The organism is Gelidibacter gilvus (genome assembly GCF_004115975.1).
GTDB classification, from domain to species: Bacteria; Bacteroidota; Bacteroidia; order Flavobacteriales; family Flavobacteriaceae; genus Gelidibacter; species Gelidibacter gilvus.
Map to the genome: position 1 here is coordinate 1 of NZ_SDDZ01000001.1, position 12,969 is coordinate 12,969.

The 12,969-nt window shown below is 42.1% G+C and carries 5 protein-coding genes and 1 tRNA gene; all 6 read right to left on the reverse strand.

Features of this window, described 5'->3' with window-relative positions; translation table 11 throughout:
• A partial coding sequence (locus ESZ48_RS00005) for a GEVED domain-containing protein (protein WP_223266319.1) occupies window positions 1–4,182 on the reverse strand: 4,182 nt, incomplete at its 3' end.
• Window positions 4,183–4,524: 342 nt separating this feature from the next.
• On the reverse strand, window positions 4,525–9,669 hold the full coding sequence (locus ESZ48_RS00010; RefSeq protein WP_190246172.1) for an immunoglobulin-like domain-containing protein: 5,145 nt from the start codon (window positions 9,667–9,669) through the stop codon (window positions 4,525–4,527).
• A gap of 856 nt (window positions 9,670–10,525) precedes the next feature.
• A tRNA-Asp gene (locus ESZ48_RS00015) sits at window positions 10,526–10,599 on the reverse strand.
• 80 nt (window positions 10,600–10,679) lie between these two features.
• Window positions 10,680–11,609 (reverse strand): DUF58 domain-containing protein, encoded by a 930-nt coding sequence (locus ESZ48_RS00020; RefSeq protein WP_129015266.1) that lies wholly within the window; start codon window positions 11,607–11,609, stop codon window positions 10,680–10,682.
• Window positions 11,610–11,786: 177 nt separating this feature from the next.
• Window positions 11,787–12,332 (reverse strand): ClpP family protease, encoded by a 546-nt coding sequence (locus ESZ48_RS00025; protein WP_129015267.1) that lies wholly within the window; start codon window positions 12,330–12,332, stop codon window positions 11,787–11,789.
• Window positions 12,333–12,496: 164 nt separating this feature from the next.
• The gene (gene trxA / locus ESZ48_RS00030; protein WP_129015268.1) at window positions 12,497–12,814 is read right to left on the reverse strand and encodes a thioredoxin; all 318 of its coding nucleotides are present in this window, start codon (window positions 12,812–12,814) and stop codon (window positions 12,497–12,499) included.
• Window positions 12,815–12,969 lie beyond the last annotated feature (155 nt).

Here is a 12,969-nt window from a genome sequence, read left to right on the forward strand (position 1 = left end):
AGTGACGACTTGCGCCACAGTCACATCATTTACCGTAACCGTTGCAGTTGCGGAACTGCTATTGCCATTGTTATCCACCACCGTTAAGGTAACCGTGTTGGCACCGATATTGGAACAATCAAATGTGATTGGAACAACCGTCATGCTTGCAATACCACAGGCATCGTTGGAACCGTTGTCCACTTGTGCAGCAATAATACTGGCGTCGCCATTGGCATCGAGATCAATACTTATATCTTGGGTGATGACCTGTGCAAGGGTCACATCATTTACTGTGACCGTTGCCGTTGCTGAACTCACATTACCATTTACATCTGTTAGCGTTAAGGTAACCGTGTTGGCACCAATGTTTGAACAATCAAATGTGTTTGGAACAACCGTCATGCTTGCAATACCGCAGGCATCATTGGAACCATTGTCCACTTGTGCAGCAATAATACTGGCGTCGCCATTGGCATCAAGATCAATACTGATATTTTGAGTGATAACTTGTGCAGGGATTACCTCATTTACTGTTACTTGTGCCGTTGCCGAAGCCACATTACCCACAGCATCTGTAGCCGTTAAAGTGACTGTATTGGCACCAACATTCGAACAATTAAAACTTGTATTGTCAAGTGTTAAAGTGACCGCACTACAGGAGTCAAAAGACCCATCATCAATATTGCTAGTTGATATAGTAGCGTTTCCAGAAGCATCCAATTGGACGCTAAAATCTTTAGTAACAACAGTTGGTGGTATGATTTCTAAATCCCAAGAGAGAATGATTCGTCCTCCAGCACCACGGCCACCAGTTCTTGAAGGGGGCGTACCGGGTCCTCCCTTGGTACTAGAACCACTTCCTCCACCTCCAGGAACGATACCATTATTCCCATCACTAATCGGCACAACGCCAGTACCCCCTGAACCACCTCCATTGGCACCGGCAAAGCCCGCACCAGATGGACTTGTTGTAGTGGCATTTGCGAGTCCACCTAAACCACCTGCAGCCCATATTTGCGATTCAAAACCCAAGATTGTTGAATGGTTACCATTTGCGCCATTGCCATCATTGACGCCACTAACTGAACCCGCAACATCAATAGTTAATATCGCACCAGGTGTCACTGCTATTGAGTTACTTGCATACGCACCGCCACTACCACCAGCACCGGAATTTATATTCGAACTATTCCCGGTACTTCTAGAGCCGCCACCGGCTCCACCACCACCCCATGCCTTCACATTGATACTGGTGATTCCGCAAGGCACAATAAAAGTCCCATCAGCATCAAACACCGTTTCATTGCTTACCAATATATAATTGGGACTACTTTTAGTAAACGTTGCACCACAAGTGTCTGTAATAAGGAGCGCCACATTATATGCGCCTAAACCATTAAACTGGACCTGCGGATTTGATGAACTTGCATTGGTCCCATTAAGAAATGTCACGGTTGATGGCGTAAAAGTCCATAGGTAGGGAGCATTTTGCCCATAAGAAGTATTGGTAAAATTGACCACTCCTCCATTTTGTACTACTTGGGTGTTTGAAGAAAACTCAGCTATTGCAGGAATTAAAGTAAAGGTCAAGGCTCCATTAGAAGCACCACTTTGCTCTACAACCCGGAATTCTACCGTAGAATTAGCATCCAATTTTCCCGTCCAAATGTTATCATGGAAATCACTCCCTCCAATATGTTCAAAAACCTGAACCCCATCAATATATAATCTTGCTGCATCTTCATGCGATGTCACATCTATTTGATAAATACCACAAATAAAATTACTGCGCTTGTACACAACCGTATGATTGTCATTAGCCACGATACAACCCTGATACCCAGAGGCACTTGAAGGTGAAAGCATCTCCCCCCAGCGATCTTTAGAATCGAAGGTCAGATTGGGTTCCGTATAATAGCCTGCATAAATTATTCCAGAAAGGTCAAGATTATTACCATTATAAGCATAGACATTCCACTGGTTGTCACCAAATACAGAGGGATTGCCCGCCACACACGGAATCACATTAACCGAATAATCCTCTATCTGCCCCTGTGCGCTATAAGCAACACAAGGATCTGAATTAAAACTGTTATAGCTCCCTATTACTCGCATTATTGTAGGGCCTGCAACCGCATTTGTTGGCACATTGATGACAGCCGTTGTGACTTTACCATCAGTTCCCGTTGAATTGGTGATGGTTCCTATATTATAAGATTCACCAGGATCGTTAAAATCGCCATCCTGATTCCAATCAAAAAATACCGTATAATAAAACTGATTATTCCCATTTGTAAAGCCTTCCAAAGTAATAGTTTGAGCCCCACCAGCTGATAGGTCTGTACTTAATGAGGTATAGTTCTCATAAGATGGACTACCCGTTAAAGGCGAGCTATAATTATCAATGGTTCCAATCGCAACACGGGTAATGGAGCGCACCTCAGCAAAGGTGATTGGACAATAATTATCAGAACACGAGGTACTGGCTGTTGTAAAGCTCCAGTTTGCAACACCTGTGGCATCCCCACAGCTGTTTTTAGGAACTACTTTCCAGTAATAAGTTGTACTGGCAGCAAGCGGAATGGCTGTGTAGGCTGTACCTGTTACATTCTGCGTTACAGAAGTTGGCATGGAGCCAGGGCTAAAATAAACATCATAAGAGGTGGCACCCGGCACCGCATCCCAGGCCATAGAAGAAACCGCTCCCCCACCTGCATAACAAACCCCGGTGGCACCGTTTAAAGGAAACGCAGAGCTTGCGGCACTCGGCGCCGCATTAGCACCAGCTGTTGCAGCGACATTAACTGAAGGAGCACCACCGCCCCCGACGCTGATGTTACCATTATGAGACCCCGCGACCACAGGATTAAACCTAACGTATATAACCCGACTAAAAGTACCACCAATTTGTGACAGACTTAATGAAGCTGCATAAGGACCTCCTGCCGTCGTGCTATAAGTGAAACCTGTTAGCGCAGCCACAGTTACGTTTTGCGTGGTGAGTTGTGAACCAGTTATTGTAAAACTCTCTGGGCCCGCAGTTGTATTTGCACAATGCATCCCAAAATCATTCAAGTCACTCACTGTTAATACCGATGGAATTGGCGCATCAACTATAGAAAAATCATCTAAAGCTATATCTGACGAGAATCCGTTTCCGGTCCGTCCGCTAAACCTTATTTGTACGTTAGAATTGCCTGCATAGGACAGTAAGGATATTGCCGCGGCTTCCCGCCAAGCATTTGGCTGGTTGCCACTAAGGCTCCAAAGGTTACCAGACCAGGTAGCACCACCATTTGCTGACACTTGAACATTAAGCGTCCCCATGTCCGTCCCATTCATATGGTACCAAAAGCTTAGTTCTGGATTGACTACCCCAGAAAAATCAAATATTGGCGTTGTCACAATACCTAAGCTATTATTACAAACTCCTCCACCGGAGGCTTCGGTATATAAGTATTTGCCCCCACCTGTGGTATGGTCACCACTTGGCCCCGTACCACTAGTTGGTGTTGTGCCACTATTGATGTCCCAATCAATATCATCTCCTGTTGCGTTTGTCCAACATTGTTGCAGATCTACAGTACCATCCGCTGTACATCTACTACCAGTATTACTTACAGTCCAACTATCAAAGTTCTGATGATAAGGGAAAGAAGACACCTTGGCGCAAGGAGGGATAATGCCTTCAACAAGAACATTGTCAAAGCTGTAGTACGCATCAGCATTTCCTTTTTTATCGTTTTTTAATCTAATAATTATTTGTACGTTATTACCATTTAAACCCACCTGTGAAGCAATTCTATTCGTAAATGTCCCAGCCGACCCTGTAGTGATGCCGTTAGAACTAAATGGAATTTCTGATCCATTATCAAGCTTATAGTAAACGTTAATATAATCACCTGTCGTACTTATACCTGAATAATTTAAAGACAATTTTACATTTGAAAATTGAGTGATATTTATGATCTGTGATGCCCAGACATTTTCAACTTTCAAGTTGTAACCTTCCATTTGGTAAGATTGTACAAGAAAATGACCTGACTGACTAGCTGTGGTTCTCGTCCATTTAGGTGGAGTACCAGAACCTACTATTGTGCCGTTGGAATAAGAATTAAAATTCTCAGACCAAATGGTAGTTTGAGCAAAAAAAGTGTGAAACGAGAATGCCAAAACGGCAATAAGTAATGCTTTTTTCATAAGGTTGGATTTTAGTTAAATAAAACCACAACAGGTCAGTGCTGCAGCGGGGTTTTCAATCTAGTTGTAGGTCAACACTAAGAAAAGGGTATGATAAACTTATATAGAAATTGTAATTTTAAAAAACAAGGTGTATAGTCATAACAGCAAAATGTATGTAGATATTAATTATTAAGAATATTCTAAAAACAAAAAAAAGGTCCTTAAAAACTTTGCTATTAACCTTGTGAGTTCTAATATAAATTAAATTGTTAATAAAATAACAATTATTTAATAATACTCGTCCTTATGATAGAAATCATAGCTAAAGTGATTAAAAAAATACAAATAATCCAATCCTAACTAATTGATATTAACAATAATCTTTTTACTGAACACCCCAGTGGACGTCCTGATTTTTAGGACATAATTCCCTGATGAAACACCCTTTACAGGAACTCTAATGATCCGTTGTTCCAGCTGTCCTTCAAGCTCCCAAGATTTCACTTTTTGCCCTAAGACAGAGATCAAATCAATACCCTCAATATCCATAGCGCTTGGGGTTTCTATATAAATCTCTTGTGTTTTATTTAAATATTGGACGGTCATGCTTTTGAAAAGATCCTCAATGACTGATAAGGTTTCTGAAGGCTGAAATGCCAAATAGAACCTATTTACATAACTGTCTGCCTTCAAATTGATATGATAGTCTGTATTGTTGATTTTCATATAAGTGTCCATTAGGGCATCATATATAAAAACAGGAATATCAGAATCAAAATTTTCAAGTGCAGTGAGCTTAATCTCAATGTTACCTGCGTGCTTTAAGAAGATTCCCAAGGGTATTTTTTTAGTAACATCAAAATCACCAATGCCTTGAATCACGTACCTTTCGTCGGCGATCAACCAAGACATATCATTGGGTAGTGTCTCAGTATTTATTGCGTCATAGCCATAATCAAATCCGTCAGTTGCCAAATGGTTGGGTACGAATCCTAAAAGCAATGGTCTGGTAGCTCCATGTGGGGTTTTAAATGCCAACCGTATTCTTTTAATAACAGCAGTCTTATTTTTAGCCGCTGGCCTATCGCCCGTGGCAGATCTCATAAATACCGAGCCATTGTTTAATGTACCAGTAACGCCTTCCTTTACAAAAACACGCTGATCATTTTCAAAAACAACACTCCCACCAAATGCATTGGCCACTACCATAAACCCCTGTGCAACCGGAACATACCTTTCCGGGAGTTTGGATGGGGTGCCCAAGCCACTGACTTCCGGTGGGGATACTGCAGGGTTGCCTCCAACTAAATTATAGGATGAATACCCCCCTTGGTAATCGGCCAATACGTGCGTGGCATTTGAGGTGTAATGTTCCCAAAAGTAAAGCGCCCCTTGAATGCTGCCTGAATTATCATTTATAAACGTATCTGCATCAATTGCTGACGGGTACGGATTGCCCACCAATGATTCATTACCTACTGTAATTGGCGTGCTTATGACCCCATTGTTTGGTTTGCCCACAAAGGTGTAGTTCTGCGTAGCACCTGCAGCCCCACTTCCTTTCATGATATAACCCAAGCCCACAGCAATTGGATAAGCCGCATTAATCCGATTCCAAGCGGCATAAGTATTCTCAGGATAGTTTTCATACAAGTACAGCCATCGGCTACTTAGCGTTATTGGGGTGGTATTTGGAATAGCACTATGTCCAGTAGTCCATTGTACAGGCACGGCTCCGTCATAAAGCACGTTTCCTATGGCATAGGCAGCGCCATCAAAACTTACTGGAGACCCCCAATAATTGTAATTAAATAAATTGGCACTGCCTTGTTGGTCGCGTCTCAACACACCTGCTCCAGCATAATCCACAATACTTCCGGTATCTTGCAACAACTGTGACTCCCCCACCAAACGTAAGTCACCATTGAGAATTAGATAGTCCATCACCCGAAGGCTCTGTCCATCATTGGCATCAGCATTGGCAATGGTCAGTGTACGGCTTGCGACATCTAAACCTGCAACCGTAATATTAATATCTCCTGATGCGATATGATGTGAAGTTCTAACAATATTCCAGTCAATAGGCGTGATCCCATCAATACCTAGGCTGTTCGGAATGGTCTGAAAGGCGCCATGCAGCCAAACGTTGGTATCCGCCCAGAACCCGTCGGCAGTAGTTTGATACGGAATGGGTGCCGTATCTGGTTGAAAGGTGGTCATATACTTCAACACACCATCAATTCCAGAACCATTACTGGAGGTTAAACTGCCGGATACGATATCAGAAATTTGGTTCATTTGGTAATACCCTTCCAAATCAGTCCATGCCAACCCAGCAATATCCATTTGCATCACGGTGCCCCTTACGTTGCCCAAGTTATCCGCTATCTCTTGATTCATCATCCTACGGATATGCTCTGTGGATAAGGCGCGGTTCCAAATACGCAGTTCATCTGTACCACCATCGAAATAATGTAAAGGCCTAAATGGCGATACCAAAGTCTGATCCATGGCACCCACAATAAAATCTACCGTATTAGGCAATGGCAAAGTACCTGTACTGCTATTAACAACCACACCATCCACATACAAGGTGTAAGTGCCCCCCTCAAAGGTCAGTGCCACATGGTACCATCGGTTTATTGCTATTGGAAAGGGTGATGCCAACGCTGCGTCATCATCCCAATTAAAAGAAAGAATGTTATTTACCAGTCTCAAATCATAGCCATCTACCATATTATTCGCTTCACGTTTGGATAAAATTGTTTGGATATTGCCCGTAGTGACATCCGATTTCATCCATATTTCAATGGTAAAATCGCCCCCAAAATTATAATGATCCCTAAAGCTGATATTATCATCCACCCCATCAAAATCTAAAGCATTACAACCGATAAAAGTGATGGTGGTACTGGCGCTGGTATCCAAACAAGGTGCAGGATTATCAATGGTCCAGGTCAGGGTATAAACCTCACCTATATCGCCACTAAAGGTTGACGTGGGACTTGTGACATCCGAAAACGAAAAGCCAGAAATCTGACCCGAAGTTACCGTCCATAACCCTGTTTCGCCACTTCCAGTGACTGCACTTCCTGCCAAAGTAACGGTAGTTTCAGTGCAAATGATGTTAATCATATCGGGACCCGCATTGGCCGGTGCATTATAATCATTAACAGAAATAACAACCTCATTACTTAGTTGCGCTGTGGCACAAATAGACAAACTAGAGGTCATGACCACAGTAACCACATCGGCATCTGATAAGAGGGTTGTTGTAAAGGCCTCACCCGTTTCCCCAACCACATCACTGCCGTTGATTTGCCATTGATAGGTTGGTGTTGCACCGCCATCAATTGGGGTGGCTGTGAAGATCACCTGTTCGCTCTGACAAATGGTGGTTGCTGTACTGGTAATGCTTACCTGAGCGCTCTCACTCACATCTGTTATCGTGATGATGCTGGTGCATGAACCAATATTACCAGAAGCATCAGTAATGATTAAGGTCACTTCATTTTCGCCTAGAGCACTACAGTCAAATATCGACGGCGATATACTCAAGGTGAAACTACAATGATCACTCGACCCATTGTCCATATCCGCAGCGGATATCGTTACCAAACCCGTTATAGGGTCTAGGGCTCTTGTGATATCCTGACAGCGTGCCACCGGAAGTTCCGAATCATTTACAGTAACCTCAAACGAACAGCTGGCGACATTGCCTTCGGCATCGGTAAGTTCAAAGGTATTGGTGGTTATCCCAATCGGAAAAGCAGCTCCTGATGGCAAACCAGAAGTTTGCACTATAATTTCGCCTGTGCAATTGTCTATAACCATAAGCTCATAATTCACAATTACCGAACAACTACCTACCTCGGTCTCCAGCACCATATCTTCAGGGCAGGTTATTGTAGGCATTACAGTATCTACAATCTCAATGGTTCTAATCACTTCAACACCCGAATTGCCAAAGTTATCCATCACATTATAGGTTACTGGATAGCTGCCCACAAGGCCAAAGTTAACCGCAGAGGCATCTATGACTATATCACCTGTATAATCTATATCAAAACAAGAGTCTATTGCTGTGGCCCCCAATTCGGCATAAGGCGCACACAATTCAATAATTTGCGGATTGGGGCCTTGCAGCACAATGTCCGGACCGTTGGTGTCAATCACCTCAACCGTTCGTGTTATTGGGGTTGCGGCATTCCCTGAGGCATCCATAAGCGTATAAGTCACCACATAAAACCCTAAAGTACTGGTATCCACATTTGAATTATCGATCACCACAGTTCCAGAGATATCCCCAAAACAGGGATCCATTGCTAGGGCCCCCAATTCAATATAGGGCGAACAATCGCCAACGGTTAACGGATTAGGACCATTAAGGCTTAAGGACGGCGCTTGGGTATCTACAACATTGACCGTACGGATTTGAGTAGCGCTTTGACCCGCAGCATTGGTCACGGTGTAGATCACATCATAGCTTCCTACCACGTTGGTCAAAACGGCAGTAGCATCAATCACAATCCTCCCGGTAATATCCCCGGCGCAAGCATCAAAGCCGGTCGCACCAAATTCAGTATAGGTGCCGCAGGCTTCCATGGTCATGGGGTTGGCACCATTCAAAGTAATTTCAGGATCTTGGGTATTGATCACAATCACATCAATAGAACAGCTCACGGTGATGCCATCAGAGGCCGTAGCCTGAAACGTGACCGTCGTGGTCCCTAACGGATACACCCCGCTCGCATCGGCACCGCCGCCATTAAAATTGTTGGTTATGGAAGTTATCGTGCAGTTATCTGTAGTAATGGGAAGCGGTACATTCACATTGGCAGTACATTGGCCCGAAGTAGCGCTGACGGTTATGGGTGGCGGACAGCTGATGGTAGGCGGCTCAACATCAATAACCGTAACCTTTTGTGTACAGGTCACAAAGTTGCCTGCCAAGTCTGTAATCACCCAAATGACGGTAGTGGTACCCACAGGAAAAAGACTTCCTGGAGGCACCCCTACAGGGACCGTTGAGACCCCAGAACAATTATCAAAAGCTGTTGGGAACATCCCTAAGGCATACAGATCTACGTAGGCGTTACATTGCCCAGGGTCATTGCTGACTTCTACATCCTCTGGGCAAATTACTATAGGCTGCGTGTAATCATTAAGGGTTACCGTAAAACTACAACTTGCTGAATTGCCTGCGGCATCTTCAATAGTATAGGTAACGGTAGTTATGCCAGCTAAAAAGTTGACCGTACTGGCATCATTGATACCCGTATTGGTACTTGACCCTACCGTAGCGCCAGATAAGGTAAAAGTTTGCAACACAATGGAGCCGCAACCATCGGAGGTTGTAGGCACTAGCGAACCCACACCGCGCTGGCAATCGGCCACGACATTTGTGCAGGTAATTGTTGGCGGCGTAACATCAGGAGCACATTGACCATATGAATATATAGTAACTATTATGCACAACAGAAGGGTTACGTACTTTTTTCCCATGTTTATTTGGACTATTAAAAAGCTTACAGACCACACCCAAATAAACCGCATAACCCCTGAGTGTTTAAGTATCAGTGGTCAGACTAACATCTATAACCCTGGTTACAAAATCAATAAGGGTTTTATAAAGATAAATATTTTTGGATTTCCTTAAAATTAATTCGTTAAAGTGCACGTTTCGCTTTTTATATGTAAAAATAGCTCTGACCTATCAATTTATCAAGGCCTGCGCAATCCCCTAATGGCGATTTACTAACCCTTTTAATTGTGAAAAGGAATTTAAAAAGGTCTAAGATGAAAGGAATTACGGATGGACATCTCAATGTGGGGCAGACAGCCTGATTTAAAGAAATACATAGTGCTGGTCACTGATTTCATCATGATTTTGATCCCTTCAAAACGTATAAAAACTAAAGGCAACAAAACAAATAAGTCCCGAGGAAAAAGCGAAATTCAGTGTACGTATAAGGGAGATATACACCATGGTGTATCTGCTTGTATGGCATTTAAGCTTGAATTGATTATTCAATTAAATTGCACGACATGAAACATTTAATTGTTGCAATCGTTTTGATTTTGTGTATTTATAATTCTTCCTATATAGAAGACAACAATTTATGCTTAATACTAGAATCCCACAACTTTCTGACTTAATCCCCGAATTCTCGAAGAATTCACAAACCACCCCAAAACAAAAAAGCATCCCGATTCTGTTAAAAACAGAAAAGGAAAGCTTCTCATTGGAATACCAAATTACTTTGGTATCACTACGTTCCGAATTGCTTCGGAAACAACACAACCTCTTTAAAGCAATAAAAAAAGCTCCAAATTCCTTTAGAGCTTCTTAGCATTATTGCGGTCTGGACGGGACTCGAACCCGCGACCTCCGCCGTGACAGGGCGGCATTCTAACCAACTGAACTACCAGACCGTTGCGTTAATGCGAGTGCAAATATACACTGCATTTTCAATATCGCAAACAATTTAGGTCATTTTTTGCAAAATTATTATTTACTTAAATTTCCCACGCTCTACCATGTATGTTGTCAGGATTTTATCGAAATCTTTTGTGATGTCTGCCTCCACATATTTAATTTGATATTGGCCACATTTAAGCCGCAATTCCTCAAAATAGGAACCTACAGCCTGTTCATAAGCTTCTTTAATAGTTTCCGGGTACAAATTGATGTGCTCGCCTGTTTCAACATCTATAAAACGCTTTGGCGTATTCTCAAAATCAAAAGTCAGTTCCTTTTCCCTATCGAATACATGAAATAATACCACTTCGTGTTTTTTATGTTTTAAATGCCGTAAGGCTTCAAACAATTTCTCTTGATCCGTAGTGGTTTGAAACATATCCGTAAAAAAGAAAATCAAGGATCTCCGATGGATTTTTTCCGCAATTTGATGGAGATAGGTATAAGTTTCTGTCTGTTTGTTAACAGGTTTTGAAACCACCGTTTTGCTCAACTCGCTCAACAACATTTGGTGATGCCGTTCACTGCCTTTTTCGGGCGCGTAATAATCGTAAGCATCACTGTATATACTCATGCCTACCGCGTCACGCTGTTTTTTAAGAATATGCATCAAACTGGCTGAAGCCAATGCGGAAAATGCGATTTTATTCAGATTGTTGATTGAGAAATCAGTCATTTCTGGATAATGCATGGAGCTACTGTTATCAATAATCAAATGGCAACGCAAATTGGTTTCCTCATCATAGCGTTTGGTAAAAAGCTTATCTGTTTTGGCATATAATTTCCAATCGATATGTTTTGTGCTTTCACCTTGATTGTAAATTTTATGCTCAGCAAATTCTGCCGAAAATCCATGAAACGGACTCTTATGCATCCCAGCAATAAAACCCTCAACCACTTGTTTGGCGAGGAGTTCGAGGTTTTTAAAACCTCCTGTTTTATTGAGTTGTGCTTGTAAGTTCATAATCTAATCCCCTCCTAACCTCCCCAAAGGGGAGGAATAGCTTGGTTAATAATTGAAATGATTTTCGTCAGTATTAGAAGAGTCCAACCCCTTCAGAGCAATTAATCGTATTTTTTTTTCCCATAAACGCAGTATTCACATCAGTTAGAATTCCCCCTTCGGGGGCCTAGAGGGATCTTATTTCACAATTTTATCCACAATCCCATAAGCCACAGATTCCTCTGCACCCATCCAATGGTCGCGGTTAAAATCTTTCATTACCTTTTCAATCGTCTGGCCACAATTCTCAGCCAACAATCTTGCACTCAATTCCTTGGTTTTCAAAATTTCCATTGCAGTAATTTCAATATCACTTGCCGGTCCGCGTGCACCGCCACTTGGTTGGTGGATCATCACACGAGCGTGAGGCTGGATAAAACGCTTTCCTTTTTCTCCTGCTGACAATAGAATGGATCCCATAGAAGCGGCGAATCCTGTACAAATTGTTGACACCTCACTTTTTAAAGATTTCATGCAATCATAAACAGCAAATCCAGAAGTCACATAACCTCCAGGACTATTGATATATAACTGGATATCCTTGGTCTCCAAAGCGTCCAAATACATCAAGCGGTCAATGACATGTTTTGCCGATTTATCATCCACTTGTCCCCAAAGGAACACTTTACGTTCTTCTATGAATTTGCGATCAATCGCATCTTGAATTTTTATTTTATCACTCATTTCTTAAATTTTTATCTAAAATAAAAAAAGGTTCACCATTAAAGCAAACCTTTTATCAATTTATCTGAATATTGTGTTTTATTCCTGACAGATAGCACATCACACCATCACTTTTGAAATTTAAATTCCAACTTAAACGCAGATGCCTATCTTATTTTTATCGATTACAAAAGTGCATCGATAGCGTCAGTGTATGCGTTTTTTGGAGCCACACCAACTTGTCTTCCAACAACTTCTCCGTTTTGGAACACTAATACCGTTGGAATGTTACGGACACCATATTTAGCAGCAAACTCCTGATTTGCATCAACGTCCACTTTACCAACTACAGCCTTACCTGCGTACTCTTCACTAATTTGATCAATGATAGGTCCAACCATTCTACATGGTCCACACCAAGCGGCCCAAAAATCTACTACTACCGGCTTATCACTTTTCAAAACCGTTTCTTCAAAGTTTGCATCTGTTATTTCTAATGCCATATTTTCTATGCTTTAATTGTTTTATTTAACTTAAAGAAACAAAATTAGTCAAAATTTTCGCCAATCCTTATACGCTTAACATTTGTTTTGCTTATAGCTGGATTCGTGATTGTTATAACGATTTATAGGGCGCATAAACCGGGCTTTTCGTTATA

Excerpts from the sequence above, each read along its gene's own strand:
- ESZ48_RS00010 (WP_190246172.1), bottom strand. The coding sequence starts at position 9,669 with ATGGGAAAAAAGTACGTAACCCTTCTGTTGTGCATAATAGTTACTATA.
- trxA (WP_129015268.1), bottom strand. The coding sequence starts at position 12,814 with ATGGCATTAGAAATAACAGATGCAAACTTTGAAGAAACGGTTTTGAAA.
- ESZ48_RS00020 (WP_129015266.1), bottom strand. The coding sequence starts at position 11,609 with ATGAACTTACAAGCACAACTCAATAAAACAGGAGGTTTTAAAAACCTC.
- ESZ48_RS00025 (WP_129015267.1), bottom strand. The coding sequence starts at position 12,332 with ATGAGTGATAAAATAAAAATTCAAGATGCGATTGATCGCAAATTCATA.